This window comes from Streptomyces sp. NPDC049040 (assembly GCF_043197715.1).
Taxonomy (GTDB): domain Bacteria; phylum Actinomycetota; class Actinomycetes; order Streptomycetales; family Streptomycetaceae; genus Actinacidiphila.
In genome coordinates, this window is sequence record NZ_JBICTO010000007.1 from 172,386 (window position 1) to 186,883 (window position 14,498).

Consider the following 14,498-nt stretch of genomic DNA (forward strand, 5'->3'; position numbering starts at 1 on the left):
CGGTCCCGCGCATCCCGGTGGATCAGCCCGCCGCCCCGTGCCGATGGACGATACGACAAAGTCGCGGGGTGTGCTGCCGGGTTTCGCGGTACCGGGCGCCACGGGCGGTGGTCCCCGCGCTCAGTGGCGGACCAGGCGGTCCGCCATGCGGGTCGTCAGCAGCAGCAGGAGCCCCGTCAGGAGGACGCAGACGCATGCCGCCTGCGCCACCGACGAGCCGGTGCCGCCGTGGCGCAGCACGGGCGCCAGGGCGAGCGTCAGGGTGGTCAGCGCCACGAGCGGGCCCGCCGCGTACCAGGCGACGTAGAGGAAGGGCCCGGGGCCGCCGACCGGTGAGCCGCCGCCGAGGAAGAGCAGCTGCGTGCGGGCCGGGCCGCGGCTTGCCGAGACCAGCGCGGCCGCGGTGAAGGGCGGCGCGCACAGCGGCAGCAGGAGCAGCGTCCAGGTGTGCCCGGAGAGCGCGTAGGGGACGGCGGCCAGCAGGCCGAGCAGCGCGCCGAGCAGGGCGGGCACCACCCCGTGGTGGAGCATCAGGGTACGGAAGCGGTACGGGGCCCAGGCGGCCCGCCGTATGTCGTCCGTCTCCAGCCGGGCGGGCTCCGCGAGGGCGCCGACCGCGAGGTAGCCGAGCAGCAGGCCGATGACCAAGCCGACCCAGCGGCGCTCGCCGCCGAGGTCGGCGCCGAGGCCGGCGACGGCGGCGCCGGCCGCCGTCCACAGCGCGGCCTTGCCGAGCCTGCCGGGGGTGCGCAGCAGCGTCAGCAGGTCGCGCCAGGTGACGACCAGGTGCCGCCCGTAGCGGCCGCGCGGCGGCCGGAGCCGCACCTGGCGCACCGGTGTGCCGCCGCCCGCGTCCATGATCGCCAGCTTGGCGGCGCGCAGTTCGAGCGACCAGGCGACGGAGGAGACGGTCGTCGCGGTGGCGGCGCGCTCGCGCAGCCGGGCGGTGGGGACGAGGGCCGCGTCGCGGTAGGCCACTGCCAGCGCGGCCGCGGTGGCGGCGGCGAGGAGGGCGACGGCGGCGGGCCAGGCCGGTGCGGTGCCGCCGATCGCGTCCACCACGGGCTGTCCCGCCCAGCCCCACGGGCCGCTCCACAGCTCGACCTGCTCGACCGCGGGGGAGCGGTGGCCATTGGTGGCCAGTACGGTCTGGGCGACGAGCGCGGCCAGCAGCAGCACGGCGGGGGCGGTCCACCGCCGTACCGCACGGGCCGCCCCGGGGTGCCGCTCCACCGCCATGCCGAGCGCCACGCCCAGCAGCGGCAGGCACAGGGCCGCCGGCAGCGCGGCCAGTATCGCGGTGCCGAGCGGAGCCAGCCCCGTCACCCGCAGCACCGAGGCGCCGGCGACACCGGCCAGCACGCCGGGGATCAGCGCGAGGCCCGCGGACAGCCGGAACCACGGGCGCAGCACCCGGCCGCGCCGCACCGGCTGCGCCAGCAGCCACCCCACGGCAGGGCCCGGTACGACCACGGGCCCGCGCCACAGCGCGTCACGCGCGGCCAGGACGGCGGTGCCGACGGTGAGCAGGGCGAAGAGCGCGGGCATCGCGGCCCGCAGGTCGCGGGCCGCGTCGGCGTAGCCGGAACCGTCCTCCAGGCCGCGCAGGAAGCTGACGGCGAAGCTGGAGCCGTAGCCGGCCACCGCGATGAGCACGGTGTAGACGAGGACGGCCAGCTCCCGCCCCCTGGCCCGCCGATGCGCCCGCCGCTTCCGCCGCAACCAGGCCAGCGTCTCGTCGGTGCGGTCGTCATCCTCCTCCGACCAGGGAACATCCTCGTCCTCGTCCTCATCGACGACGACGTCGCTCCCGCTGGGGACGGCGGCCTCATCCGCCCCGGCCCGCCCCATGGCGCCGAGGGCGCCGCCGCCCTCGCCGGGGGCGGCGGGTGCCGCGTCGGTGGCGGGGTGCCCGGGGGCGCCCGGGTCGGCGGGCGCGGGGCCGAACGGCTCGGCGACCGCGCCGCCCTCGCCGGGGGCGGTGGGTGCCGCGTCGGTGGCGGGGTGCCCGGGGGTGCCCGGGGCGTCGGTGGTGGGCGTCGTGTCCGGGCCGGTGGGCGCGGGGGCGACTGGCTCGGTAGGGGTGTCGCTCTGGCCGGTGGCAGCTGGTGCCGCGTCGGTGGCGGGAAGACCGTCCCCGCCCGGCTCGGTGGCGGTGGGCGCCGGGGCGCTGGTGGCGGGCGTTGTGTCCGGGCCGGTGGGCGCGGGGCCGAACGGCTCGGTAGGGGTGTCGCTCTGGCCGGGGGCAGCTGGTGCCGCGTCGGTGGCGGGAAGACCGTCCCCGCCCGGCTCGGTGGCGGTGGGCGCCGGGGCGCTGGTGGCGGGCGTTGTGTCCGGGCCGGTGGGCGCGGGGCCGAACGGCTCGGCGACCGCGCCGCCCTCGCCGGGTGCGGTGGGTGCAGTGTCGGTGGCGGGGTGACCGGGGGTGCCCGGGTCGGTGGGGGCGGGGCCGACCGGGTCGGTGGGGGCGGGGCCGACCGGGTCGGAGGGGGTGGGGTTGGCGGTCGGTGCGGGCCGCAGGCCGTCCTTCATGCGCGGACGCCCAGCTCGCGGAGCACCGCCGAGGGCGGCCCGTCGGCGATGACCTGGCCGTCGGCCAGGGCGATCATCCGGTCGGCGACTGCCTCGGCCAGGTCCGGCTGGTGGGTGGCGAGCAGGACGGCGACGCCATCGGCCTTCTCCGCGACCAGGAGGTCGGCGAGGCGGCGCCTGGCCGCCGGGTCGAGGCGCTGTTCCGGCTCGTCGAGGATGAGCAGGTCGCGCGGGCGTACGAGGGCCGCGGCCAGCAGCAGGGACTGGAGCTGGCCGGAGGAGAGCGAGCCAGGCAGTGCGCGGGCGTGGTCGGACAGCCGGCGGTCGGCGAGCACCTGGTCGATCCAGGCGTCGGCGTCGTCCACGGCGTGCGCGACGGTGACCAGCTCCAGGTGCTCGCGGACGGTGAGGTCCGGGTAGCAGGCGACGGTGTCGCCGACGACGGCGACCCTGGCCCTCACCTCCGGGTCGTCCTCGCTGACCGCGCGCCCGGCGAAGAGCGCGTCGCCGCTGGTGGGGGCGTCCCGGCCGCCGGCTATCCGCAGCAGCGTGGACTTGCCGGAGCCGTTCTGCCCGTAGAGGGCGACGCACTGGCCGGCCTTGAGGTCCAGGTCGAGGGGGTGCAGGGCGCGGCGCGAGCCGTATGTACGGCTGACCTTGCGCAGCCGGAGCAGCGCGGTGCCGTTGGTTGTCGCGCGCATCGCGCCTCCGTGACGTTCTGACGTGTGCAGGGGTGTGTCCGGCCGACCCTAGTGCGGTACGCGTCTTGACGCGTGGGTGCCTCGGTCGATACGCCTATGGGAGCGCTCCCATACATCGGAGCTTCCCCCACCCGGAAGGACCCGGTCATGTCCCGCGAATTCCCCCTCGCCCGGCCCGCGCTGCGGGCGTCGAGATTACTGCTCGCCTTGCTGCTGCTGGCCATCGGCGCCCTCGTGGCGGTCGGCGGCGCCCGCTCCGCCAGTGCCGCCCCGGCCCCGGCGGCGGCCGCCGCGGCCCCCGTACGGATCATGCCGCTCGGCGACTCGATCACCGGCTCGCCCGGCTGCTGGCGCGCCCTGCTCTGGAACCAGCTCCAGAACGCGGGCTACACGAACATCGACTTCGTCGGCACCCTCCCGCCGCAGGGCTGCGGGGTGTCCTACGACGGTGACAACGAGGGCCACGGCGGCATCCTGGCCACGAACATCGCCAACCAGAACCAGCTGCCGGCCTGGCTGTCCGCGACATCGCCGGACATCGTGCTGATGCACCTCGGCACGAACGACGTCTGGAGCAACATCGCCCCGGCGCAGATCCTGGCCGCCTTCACGAAGATGGTCGGCCAGATGCGGACGAGCAACCCGAACATGAAGGTGCTGGTCGCCGAGATCATCCCGATGAACCCGCCGACCTGTGGGGAGTGCGCGCAGCGCGTGATCGACTTCGACGCGCAGATTCCGGCCTGGGCGCAGTCCGTCAGCACCGCGCAGTCACCGGTGACCGTGGTTGACCAGTGGACCGGCTTCAACGACGCGACGGACACCGGGGACGGCGTCCACCCGAACGACGCGGGCATCGCGAAGATGGCCGCCCGCTGGTATCCGCCGCTGGCGGCGCTGCTGACGCCGGGTTCCGGCACCTCGACGGGCACGTCCACCGGCACCTCCACCGGCACTTCGACGGGCACGTCCACCGGGACGTCCACCGGTACGTCCACCGGCACCTCGACGGGCACGTCCACCGGCACGACCTCCGGGTCCACCGGCGGTACCGGCGGCACCGGCGGTGCGGCCTGCACGGCGGCGCTGAGCGTCAGCAACTCCTGGCAGGGCGGCTTCCAGGCCGGGGTGACCGTCACCGCGGTGAAGGCCCTGACGAGCTGGACGGTCACGCTCTCCGGCGTCCAGGTCACCCAGGTGTGGAACGGCACCGCCGTCACCAACCCCGACGGCACCGTCGTCATCCACAGCGCGTCCTACAACGGCACCCTCGCTGCCGGAGCCTCGACGACCTTCGGCTTCCTGGCCTCCGGTTCCCCGACCCCGACTCCGACCGCGACCTGCGCGACACCCTGACTCCCGGCCGCGCCGCCCTCAGGACCGCGGGGGCGGCGCGGTGCCGTTCCTTCGCGCGACGGCAGCCGCTTGTCATGCCCGCCAGGTGTGCGCCTGTTTCCAGGCGACGCCGGCCGCCCACAGGCCGAGCGCGGCTGCCATGGCCAGGACCACGGCGACAGTCGACGCCATCAGCTCCGCCGGAATGTACGTGGTGCTGCCCGGTCTCGACACCGGTCTGGCGAGCCAGGAGCCGACCAGCGTGCCCAGGAGTCCGGCGACGGCGAGCGGCGCGGTGATCGCCCAGGCGGCACTGCTGCTGAAGACGCGATGCCCCCCGGTCAGGACCGTCAAAGGAGCCAGCGCACGGCCGTTTCGCAGGAATTCGGCCATTCCGCTCACGCCGATGGCCAGCACCAGGATCCCGATGCCCACCACACCCCACAACCGCACCCATCGGCCCTGGTCGCGGTCGGGGACGCTGTTGGTCAGCCACTCCTCCCCGGGGAAGCGAACCTGGGCGCCACGGGGGAAGGTCCTGAAGGAGAGTTCCTTGAGCGCGGCAGCGGAGGGGCCGCGGGCGCCGGTCCCGATCACCACCAGGGTGCTGGTCTGGTCCGTGAGCTCCGACTGCCGGGCGACCCCGGCTTGGTCGGCGCGCGTGACCTCCAGGTACGTGCCGCCCAGTCCGTCCCAGCGGATCAGCTGCTGCATCCGGCGATCCAGCACCTGGTCGACGCGGACCGCGGTGGCAGGACACGGCAGATGGAGGCTCTGCAAGGCGGGACAGCCGCCCCGCACACCGATCGGGCCGCCGTTCTCCCCGCTGGGCGCGGTCACCACGATCGGCGCGTCTCCCGCGGGCAGCTGCTGGAGAAAGGCCTCGACTTCGGTGACGGACACCGTTCCCCTGGGGCCGATCTCGGAAATGCTCCGGTCGGCGTCGCTGAGGACCTTCTCGATCTGCGAGTTGTATGTTCCGAAAAGCCCCTGCCAGGCGATGGCCTGGGTGAAGACGATGAGCGCGACGACGACACCCGTGATCAGCCGGGCCGTGGCCGCCGGGTGGGAACTGATCCGGCGGCCGCCGATCAGAGCGCCGGCCCACCCCCGCTCGCGGCCTTTTCGCTCAAGGACCCGCCCCAGCCCGACGACGATCGCGGCGACCCCCGCGGGCATGGTGAGCACGACGAGCGCGAGGCCGATCCAGGTGATCCACACCCGGTGCTCGGTGTTCTGGCCGGCCATTTCCGGCCCGCGGGCCGCGAGCAGGATCGCCAGCGGACACAGCACCGCGATGCGGCGCTGCCACACTCCTCGGGGCATCGCGCGGAATCTGTTCCCGCGCGCCCGGCCCGACATCAGGTCCGCGAGGACCGCCGAGCCGAGTGCGATGACCAGCGCGGCAAGGGGGGCCAGCAGGGCGACCCCGGCGTATGGGCGCAGGTCCGCGGAGGCGAGCGCGTAGCCGACGTAGGGGACCTTGACGTCGTTGAGCATGATCGCGGCGATGGCCGGGACGGACAGGACGGCGCCGAGGAGTGTGGGCAGTGCCGTCTCGCCGATGGCGAGCAGGGCGCGGTCACGCCGCATCCCTCCCAGCGCGTCCGTCAGCGCACTTCTGCGGTCACGGCCGTGGGCTCCCGCGTAGATGCCGACGAACAGCAGGACGAGGCCCGGAAGGAGCAGGAGGCCCAGGAGGAGGGCCATGAACATCCACTGCGGCTTGTCGTCGTCGCGTGCCGTGCCTGGCTGCAGGCCGTCGTTGGGTGTGCCGGCCTCGGGACCGAACCCGGTGACCAGCTCGACGGGCCGCTCGACCTTCATGTCCACCACGGGGCGGATGTAGGCGAGCCACTCGCCACGGTCTTCGAGGCCTTCCCGTCCGATGGTCCCGGCGAGCCGTCCGTAGCGGTCGGCGATTCCCTCGTGCGCGCCGGCCGCGAGCAGCCCCGGCGAGAGCACGGCCTCGCCCGGTTTCGGCCAGTGGCTCACTCCGGGAGGGAGTGGGGCATCGGCCGTGTGCGGCTGGATGTACACGATGGTGAAGCCCCGCCGGCCCTTGAGGTCGTCCGTGCCGACGAGCCACGCGGTGGATTGCCTGGCGTCGACCCCCTGGGCCTGGCGAACCGGGGTTCTCGCCTCTCGCCGCACCTCCTTGCCGTGGTAGGCGGCGTGTGCGAAGACGAGAGCACTCATGCAGAGCGCCAGGACGAAGGTCGACACGGCGAGGGCCGCGAACCGGGCGGGCGCCGCTTCCGAACGACGCCCCGCTTCGCGCCCTATGGACAGCAGGCGCCGCCGGAGGCCGCCTCTCATCACCTTTTTCATGCCACCGTCGCCCGCCCGCCGGCGGGGACCAGCGCGGCCCCTTCCAGATGCAGGATCCTGTCGGCCTTCGCCGCCACGTGCCTGTCGTGCGTGACGAGCAGCAGTCCGCAGCGGTGACGCCGGGGAAGGTCGAAGAGCAGTTCGGCGGTGCGTTCCGCCGTATCCGGGTCCAGGGCGCCGGTGGGTTCGTCGGCCAGCAGGAGTCTGGGTGAGTTGATGAGCGCGCGGGCCACGGCGGTGCGCTGGTGCTCGCCGCCGGAGAGCTCCTGCGTCGTGGTCGCCCGTGGTACACCCAGCTCATCGAGGAGGGCTTGCGCCCGCTCGAAGCTCCCCCGGCGGTCCGACCGTGACAGCAGCGCCGCCAGGGCCACATTGTCGAGGGGGCTGAGTTCAGGGAGCAGTTCGCCGAATTGGAAGACGGCGCCGATGGTTTCACTCCGCAGTTTTGCCAGTTGTGAGCGCCGAAGTTTCGTGACGTCGGTGCCCGCGACAAGAATGCTTCCGCTGTCCGGCTTGACCAGTCCGAGGATCGACGACAGCAGGGTGCTTTTACCCGAGCCGCTCGGCCCGGTGATCGCCACCGATTCACCGGGGCTGACACTGAGATTCAGGCCATTGAAAAGCGAGCGCTTTCGTATGGTGAAGTGAAGGTCCCGCACTTTCAGTACGGATGCGGATACGGGGGGAAGCCCAGTGTCGAGATCGGTCATTTGACGCGCTTTCAGGTAGTTCTTGCGGCGGCCTCCGCCATCACGGCGCGAAGGAGCGTTCGGGGGCGGAGCGCGGAAGGCCTCCGCCCCCGAGGTTCACGATGTCAGCGGCCGTCGCCCGGGCGGTCGTCCGGGCCGCACTGGTCCGGGGTCAGGTAGATGTTGAGGCAGCCCGTCACCTTCTGGACGTAGTTGCTGGTGCTGTTGCCGCTGTACACGGTCGTCCCGTAGCCGTTGGTGTCGTCGAGCCGCAGGCCGTGGTCGTTGACGCGGTCGTAGAGCGAGTAGACGCCGTTGCCGTCGGAGCAGCCGTCCCTGACGCCGACGTTCTCGTTGTTGTTGCTCAGCAGGCTGAAGCTGTACACCCAGTAGGAATACGCGCTGCCCGAGCACTTCATGCCGTACACGGAGGTCACGTTCTCTCCGGCGTTGGCGTGAGCTGTGGCACCGCTGCCCAGCAGGGCTCCCGCGATGGCGACGCTTGCCGCGATCGTCCCAAACCTTTTGACCGTCTGCACGTTCTCTCCCGTTCGATTGTGCTGCTCTGCAGCTGCGATCGGCGACAGCCGGCCGCAGCCAAATGGGCCGCTTTGAGTCGGATCGGGCGTCCACCGGATCAGGTGACGGAAATGTGTCACCTGACGAAAATACTTTGACGCTCGTAGTGCTCCGGCTCGTGGCAACTCAGGATCTTAGGCTGCGTCAGCCGCTGAGGGAAGGCGGTTTTTGGGAGCCGTTAACATCTGATTTACCGTCAGTTCACGGGCAGGGATTCCGTTTCCGGATGGTGGGTTCTTTCCGGCGCCGGGGCGGGTTGAGGTCCCGGCTTTCACGCCGGGCGCGCGCCGGGTTCCACTTCGTCGGCGGGGTGGTGCGGCCGTCGCCGAGCCTGCGGCGGCCGCGAGGTCGCCCCGTCCGGGTGTCGAGAATGCGGCACCGGCTCCGTCCCAGGGGTAGCAGTATCCGGAACGGACCGAGTGACGAAGAAGGAGCACCCCGTGGCAATCGAGCGGATGGACAACGTAGGCATCGTCGTCGACGACCTGAAGGCCGCCGTCGCCTTCTTCACCGAGCTCGGCATGGAGATGGAGGGCGAAGGGCAGATCGAGGGAATCGTGGCGGACCGGATGACCGGCCTGGACGGCGTCCGCACCGCCATCGCGATGATGCGCACCCCGGACGGCCACGGGAAGCTGGAGCTGACGAAATTCCACAACCCCGAGGCGATCACCACGGGACCGCTCAACCCGCCGCCCCACACCCTGGGCCTGCACCGGGTCATGTTCGCCGTCGACGACATCGACGACACGATCGCCCGCCTGCGCGGCCATGGCGCCGAACTCCTCGGCGAGGTGGCGCAGTACGAGAACGCCTACCGGCTCTGCGACCTCCGCGGCCCCTCGGGGATCATCGTCGCCCTGGCCGAGCGGATCGGCTAGCCGAGCGCGAGCAGGCGGTGGGCCAGGGTGCGGAGCTGCTCGTCGGGGTGGACCTCTTCGAACAGTTCGGGCCCGATGAGGCGGTGCGGGGAGGTCGCGAACTCCTGGAGGGCGGGGTGCAGGAGCGGGGACACCGGGGCGATGGCGGCGAGGGACTTCAGGGCGCGCAGGCCGAGCGGGGTGGCGTCGACCGCGGCGGTGAGGAGCGGGACGCTGCGGTCGGGGGAGCCGGTGAGCCAGTAGCAGGCCTCGGCGGCGCCGACCCGCGTCGGCTCGTAGGACTCGGTCAGCAGCGGCTCGACGAGGGGGAGGAGCCGGGCCGCGGCGGGACCGAGGGCTTCCAGGGCGGAGAGGTGCCAGGGGGCCTCGCCGGGGGAGGAGAGCAGGGCCGCGAAGACGTCCAGGGTCGGCCCCGCGTCGCCGGTCAGCCGGTAGCGGGCGAGGGCCGCCGCCGCGCGGGTCTTCGCGTCGCGGTGCCCCATGCCGCTCAGCAGCAGGGACTCGATCTCCGGCGTCCGTAGGCCGGCGAGGCCGATGTGGCGGGAGGCGGTGATGGCGCCGCTTCCGGACCGCAGGCACGCGACCAATTCGGGCGCGGCCGCGCGTATCGCCTCGGTACCGAGGCCGCCGAGCGCTTCGATGAGGGCGACGACCTCGCTCCCGTCCGGCTCCTTCGCCAGCTCGCGGCGGATCACGGGCAGGAGCCGGTCGGCGGCGCCCGGGAAGTGGGCCGACGCCGCGCGCAGGGTCGAGGGGTACGGGTTGTCGCGCAGCAGGTCGAGTGCGCGCGGATCACGGGCGCGCACCAGGGCGAGCAGCGCGGGCCGGGCGGACAGCGACGTGGCGCGCAGGGCGTACCCGTACAGCGTGTCCCGCAGGCCCGTGCCGGGCTGCGGGTGCAGCGCGATCCAGCGGCCGATGCCGTCGAGGCGGTTGGCGAGCGCCCCTTCGCCGTCCTGGTGCGGCAGCGACGCGAGCATCAGGTCGATGACCGCGGGCTCCCGGTCACGCCACTTGTTGGCGACCTCCTCGGCCAGCCAGGACCCGTGGGCGCCCAGGTCGCCCTCCGCGATCCAGCGGGCGGCGACGGACAGGGCGGCGTCCGGGTCCTGCAGGAGCAGGTCGGTGACCTCACCCTGCCCGCCGCCGGCGCCCCCCGGCCACGGGAAGTCGTCGTCCTCGACGTCGAAGTCCTCCGCGTCGAAGTCCGCGTCGAAGTCCTCGTCCTCCTGGCCGCGGTCGGCGCCCTCGGTGGCCAGCACCTCGATCACCTCGGGCGGGTAGGGCGGCCCCGACCGCTCGGCGGCGACCATGGCGGCGGCGAGCCGGACCTCGGGCAGCGGGCTGTCGAGCGGAGCCGAGGCCCCGCCCAGCCGGACCCGCAGGACCATCGCGTCGGCCCGCACCGCCGGTACGGGATCACCGGCGTACAGCGCGTCGGCCTCCGCTGCCAGGGCCTCCCGCCGCGGCGCCGGCAACAGGTCGGCCACCGCGGCGACCACCCGCATCGCCGCCCGGCGCACGCCGCGCTCGGGATCGCGCAGGCAGGGCAGCAGCTGCGGCAGCTCCCGGCACACCTCGGCGCATGTCGCCTCGACAGGACTGCCCGTCCAGTAAGGAGAGTGGACGTCCTCGGGGTAGTGGTCGGCGAGTGTCGCGAGCAGCATCAGCAGGTCGGCGCGCCTGGCCCCGACGTGGACCAGCGCGTGCACGAGGAAGGGCACGGCGGGCGCGGACGCGGTGAAGGCCGGGTTCTGGTGGCGGATGGTGCTCCACAGCTCGCCCATCGCCTCCTCCGCGGCCTCCTCGCCGCCCCAGTAGAGCGCCCTGATGTTGCCCGGCACATTGTCCGCAGGGCCGTAGGCGTGGGTCAGTGCGTGCCAGTCGACGCGGTCCAGTTCGTCCGGTGATCGCATGGCCTGCCTCCGTGACCGACGGTCGGATGCCACCGACTGTAGGACGACGCCTGGTTCAGCGGTACCGCGGCAGATTGTCCGTGGAGATCGTCCACTCGCCGATCGTGACGTCCTCGCCGTACACGAAGTCCGTACGGGTCGCGTACCGCGGGCCGTTCGGCGTCGAGTGGGTGTCGGACAGAACAGCCCCCTCGCCGGTACGCGGGTCGAAGAGGACGTAGACCGGGATGCCCAGCAAGGGGTAGTCCTGCATCTTGCCGACCCAGTCGTTGTCCGGGTCGGACCGGGACACCACCTCGACGGCCGCGAGCAGGCTGCCGGGGTCGAAGGACCCCTCGACCTCCATGTCGGCCTCCGCGATGACCATGACGTCCGGGTGCCGCATCACGCCCTCGTGGACGTCCTCCACGTCGGGCGTGCCCGTGTGGGCGAGCAGGCCCTCCGGCATGACCTTCTCCAGCCGGCGGCTGACCCGGGCCGCGGTCAGCTCATGCGCCGCGCTGGGGGACACCCTGTCGTGGACGATCCCTTCCCTGGTGATCTCCAGTTTGCCGGGGACGGCGGGCTGCATCCGCTCGACGATGGCGCGCATCGCCAGGTAGGAGCGCTTTCTCATCGCCATGGCGCCTCCTCGTCATTCCCGGCTGAGGTCGACCTCGGCCCACACCGTCTTGGACGGGAAGGGGCCCGACGTCACCCCCCAGCGGGTGGCCAGGGCGGCGACCATCAGCAGGCCGCGCCCGGACTCGGCGTCGGTCCCGGCGTCGCGGGGGATCGCCGGGAGGCGTTCGCCGCGGGCGTCGCTCACCTCGATACGGAGGCGGCCCGGCACCTCGGCGTCCAGCGTCAGCCGGAAATTCCGGCCGGGCACGCGGCCGTGCACCGCGGCGTTCGCGGCGAGTTCGGCCACGATCTGCGCGGCGGTGTCGTACGGCAGCTCCCACCCGCCGAGTTGGGCGACGGCCAGCAGGCGCGCCCGCTGGGCCCCGCGGCGGGTGCAGGGCAGTTGCATGCTGAACCGCCGTGCGGGGGCGGCGAGTTCGGGGGTACGGATGTCATGGCTCACCTCACCGAGAGTGGCCGCGCCCACACCCCCGTGACCAGCGAGTCTGCCCGCCCTGTGACCCGGTGTCCGGGTACGCGGCCCGCCCGGCCGCCGGTTGTACGTGCGTGTACGGGTCCGTACGGACCGGAACGGGTGACGTTCCGTCGATTCACCTGACGCGCACAAATGTCCGTGCATACTCTGTATGCCGCGAACTACGCATTACCTACGCATCGACTCGACGGGGGTCGGCATGGTCGACAGCAGGGACCACACGACGGACGGCTCCGACGGGCCGGACTGGGACTCAGGCCTGGAGGACGACTCCACGGGCGTCATGAAGACGGTAGGCCGCCAGATCAAGGCGTGGCGCGAGGCCGCGAGCCTGACACAGGCCGAATTCGGCGCCGCGATCGGCTACGGCGAGGAGATGGTCTCCAAGGTGGAGCGGGGCGTCCGCGTCCCGAAGCCGGTCTTCCTCGACAACGCGGATCGCGTCCTGAAGGCGGGCGGCAAACTTGCGGCCATGAAGCCGGACGTGGCGGAAGCGCGGTACCCGAAGAAGGTTCGGGACCTCACCAAGCTGGAGGCCGACGCCGTCGAGTTGGGCGCATACGGCAACCACAACATCCACGGCCTGCTCCAGAGCGAGGAGTACACGAACGCGCTGTTCGCCGTCAGGCGTCCGGCGATGGCTGCTGACGACCTGGAGCGATACGTGTCAGCGCGGATGGCCCGGCAGGCGATATTCGGCCGGATGCCGCTAGCCACACTCACCTTCGTCCAGGAGGAGGTCACGTTGCGGCGGCCCATCGGAGGCCGGGCGGTGCTGCGCCGCCAGCTTGACCGCCTGCTGGAACTCGGGGAGTTGCGCAACGTGGAGATCCAGGTGATGCCGACGGACCGCGAGGACCACGCCGGGATGGGTGGTGAACTCCAGGTCCTCAAGCTCAAGGAAGGTACGACGCTGGGCCACGTCGAAGGCCAACTCGTCGGACGCCTCGTTTCGGAGCCCAAGGAGGTTCAGATCTTGGAGCTCCGTTATGGCATCATCCGAGCCCAGGCCCTCACGCCGCGTGAGTCGCTGGCCTTCATCGAGAAAGTGCGGGGACAAATATGAGCCTCAAGCCATCCGCTGGAGGAAGTTCCGCGCCCGAGTGGACCAAGAGCAGTTACAGCGGCAGCAACAACAACGACTGCGTCGAGGTCGCCGCGTCCTCCGGGGCGATCCTCGTGCGGGACTCCAAGGACCCGGAGGGCGCTCGGTTCAGCTTCAGCACGGAGGCTTGGGCCTCCTTCCTGGCGTACGCGAGCACGTACGACGTCTGACGGGAGCGCGGCCGGTCATTCCAGGAGCTGCCTGAGGCGGTCCAGGTCGGCCGTGACCGTGGCGGCGTCGCGCTCGAAGTCCGCGTCGGTCATGTCCGGGCGGCGGCGCAGTGTGAAGACGACCTCGCTGCCGGGCCCGTCGCGCAGGACGCGGACCGGGTTGTGGACGGTCTCGCCCGTCGGCAGGGTCACGTCGTGGTCGAGGACGCCCAGGGCGTTGTGCGGGGTGAAGGCGACGGTGACGCGGCCCATCGGGGACTCCGCGACCCATTCGTCGCCCGACCGCATGATCGAGCCGCTGAGGCCGTGCGCCCAGGCGGGCAGGTTGGCCGGGTCCGAGGCATAGGCGTAGACGTCCTCCATCGGCACGGCGATCCGGACGCTGACGTGGCGGGACTCCCGCGTGGTGTCGGTCATGGGACCGACGCTAGCCGCTGCGGGCCGGTCCGCTCTTGAACGAACCGGTCATCGCCCGCAGCCGCTCACGAGGAGCCGCGGGCCGCGGCTGGTCAGGCCGGGGGCGGGGGGTCGTATAGCGTGCCGTCGTACGCGACGCGGTAGGTGATCGAGGGGGACAAGTGCGGTTTTCCGCAGGGGTGTTGGCGCGTTTACTGCTGCCGGTTGCGGTGGTGGCCGGGCTGACCGGATGCTCCTCGTCCGACGATGACAAGACGGTGACGGTCACGGTGGATACGTCGGCGCCGGGCGCACCGATCGCGTCCGGGCCCGCGTCCGCGACGCCGACCGCGTCCGACACCGCGAGCGCGAGTGCGAGCGCCGGCTCCGGCGGCACACACGGCCGTGTGGACTACACCGGCGCGTCCAGCGGCGGCTTCGACGTGACCATGAACGTCGGCTGCACCACCCACGCGGGCAAGCTCCTCTCGGCGACCGCGCCCGACGGGGACGACGACTCCACCACGCCGTCATTCAGCGTGAACATCGGGCCGACGGGCACGGCCGTGCTGATCACCCCGGACAACCGGATCTTCATCGGCATCGGGGCCAAGGGCCTGTCCGCCGGGAAGCAGGGCGGTGTGTGGACGGTCACCGCCGCCGGCGCCGAACTCGACGCGACGGACACTTCCGGCGGCCACGTGACCGTCACGGGCCGTCTCACCTGCACGAAGGTGTCCGATATCGGGACCTCGTAGGGGCAG

Annotated in this window: 14 protein-coding genes; 5 read left to right on the forward strand and 9 right to left on the reverse strand. The window is 72.4% G+C overall.

The genetic code is table 11. The features are described 5' to 3' along the window. Nucleotides 1-120 precede the first annotated feature (120 nt). Nucleotides 121-2,532, reverse strand: coding sequence for a hypothetical protein (locus ACGFMP_RS20205; protein WP_393674034.1), 2,412 nt, complete (start codon nucleotides 2,530-2,532; stop codon nucleotides 121-123). Further along, a complete protein-coding gene (locus ACGFMP_RS20210; RefSeq protein ID WP_393674035.1) occupies nucleotides 2,529-3,233 on the reverse strand; it encodes an ABC transporter ATP-binding protein in 705 nt (234 codons plus the stop codon). Before ACGFMP_RS20210 ends, ACGFMP_RS20205 begins: the two co-directional genes overlap by 4 nt. A 147-nt stretch (nucleotides 3,234-3,380) precedes the next feature. Between ACGFMP_RS20210 and ACGFMP_RS20215 the strand changes: the two genes are divergently transcribed. Further along, a complete protein-coding gene (locus ACGFMP_RS20215; protein WP_393674036.1) occupies nucleotides 3,381-4,589 on the forward strand; it encodes a GDSL-type esterase/lipase family protein in 1,209 nt (402 codons plus the stop codon). 72 nt (nucleotides 4,590-4,661) lie between these two features. Here ACGFMP_RS20215 and ACGFMP_RS20220 read toward each other — a convergent pair whose 3' ends face one another. The 3 genes from ACGFMP_RS20220 to ACGFMP_RS20230 form a co-directional block, all read right to left on the reverse strand. Further along, a complete protein-coding gene (locus ACGFMP_RS20220; protein WP_393674038.1) occupies nucleotides 4,662-6,887 on the reverse strand; it encodes an ABC transporter permease in 2,226 nt (741 codons plus the stop codon). A gap of 8 nt (nucleotides 6,888-6,895) precedes the next feature. Beyond that, nucleotides 6,896-7,609, reverse strand: a complete 714-nt coding sequence (locus tag ACGFMP_RS20225) for an ABC transporter ATP-binding protein (protein ID WP_393674039.1) — start codon at nucleotides 7,607-7,609, stop codon at nucleotides 6,896-6,898. A 104-nt stretch (nucleotides 7,610-7,713) separates the two neighbouring features. Continuing rightward, nucleotides 7,714-8,127 carry a hypothetical protein gene (locus ACGFMP_RS20230; protein WP_393674041.1) on the reverse strand — a complete coding sequence of 138 codons (414 nt, stop codon included), beginning with the start codon at nucleotides 8,125-8,127 and terminating at the stop codon, nucleotides 7,714-7,716. Between the two features lie 480 nt (nucleotides 8,128-8,607). Between ACGFMP_RS20230 and ACGFMP_RS20235 the strand changes: the two genes are divergently transcribed. Then, a complete protein-coding gene (locus ACGFMP_RS20235; protein WP_393674043.1) occupies nucleotides 8,608-9,048 on the forward strand; it encodes a VOC family protein in 441 nt (146 codons plus the stop codon). On the opposite strand, the gene ACGFMP_RS20240 is transcribed toward ACGFMP_RS20235, so the two are convergent. Genes ACGFMP_RS20240 through ACGFMP_RS20250 form a run of 3 tightly spaced genes read right to left on the reverse strand, consistent with a single transcriptional unit; the run spans nucleotide 9,045 to nucleotide 11,976 of the window. Then, entirely contained in the window at nucleotides 9,045-10,964 is a 1,920-nt protein-coding gene (locus tag ACGFMP_RS20240; protein ID WP_393674045.1) for a hypothetical protein, read from the reverse strand. The two genes, ACGFMP_RS20235 and ACGFMP_RS20240, sit on opposite strands and share 4 nt — an antisense overlap. A 55-nt stretch (nucleotides 10,965-11,019) precedes the next feature. After that, nucleotides 11,020-11,586 carry a Uma2 family endonuclease gene (locus ACGFMP_RS20245; RefSeq protein WP_393674047.1) on the reverse strand — a complete coding sequence of 189 codons (567 nt, stop codon included), beginning with the start codon at nucleotides 11,584-11,586 and terminating at the stop codon, nucleotides 11,020-11,022. A gap of 12 nt (nucleotides 11,587-11,598) precedes the next feature. Then, the gene (locus ACGFMP_RS20250) at nucleotides 11,599-11,976 is read right to left on the reverse strand and encodes an ATP-binding protein (RefSeq protein ID WP_393674297.1); all 378 of its coding nucleotides are present in this window, start codon (nucleotides 11,974-11,976) and stop codon (nucleotides 11,599-11,601) included. Between the two features lie 286 nt (nucleotides 11,977-12,262). On the opposite strand from ACGFMP_RS20250, the gene ACGFMP_RS20255 reads away from it, so the two are divergent. Together ACGFMP_RS20255 and ACGFMP_RS20260 are read left to right on the forward strand one after the other, a co-directional pair. After that, nucleotides 12,263-13,129: a helix-turn-helix domain-containing protein gene (locus ACGFMP_RS20255; RefSeq protein WP_393674049.1), complete on the forward strand. Its 867-nt coding sequence runs from the start codon at nucleotides 12,263-12,265 to the stop codon at nucleotides 13,127-13,129. Next, entirely contained in the window at nucleotides 13,126-13,338 is a 213-nt protein-coding gene (locus tag ACGFMP_RS20260) for a DUF397 domain-containing protein (RefSeq protein ID WP_393674051.1), read from the forward strand. The genes ACGFMP_RS20255 and ACGFMP_RS20260 overlap by 4 nt, the downstream gene beginning before the upstream one ends. Before the next feature lie 15 nt (nucleotides 13,339-13,353). Here ACGFMP_RS20260 and ACGFMP_RS20265 read toward each other — a convergent pair whose 3' ends face one another. After that, complete coding sequence (locus tag ACGFMP_RS20265) at nucleotides 13,354-13,755, reverse strand: SRPBCC family protein (RefSeq protein WP_393674053.1); 402 nt, start codon at nucleotides 13,753-13,755, stop codon at nucleotides 13,354-13,356. 161 nt (nucleotides 13,756-13,916) lie between these two features. On the opposite strand from ACGFMP_RS20265, the gene ACGFMP_RS20270 reads away from it, so the two are divergent. Further along, nucleotides 13,917-14,492, forward strand: coding sequence for a hypothetical protein (locus tag ACGFMP_RS20270; protein ID WP_393674054.1), 576 nt, complete (start codon nucleotides 13,917-13,919; stop codon nucleotides 14,490-14,492). Nucleotides 14,493-14,498 lie beyond the last annotated feature (6 nt).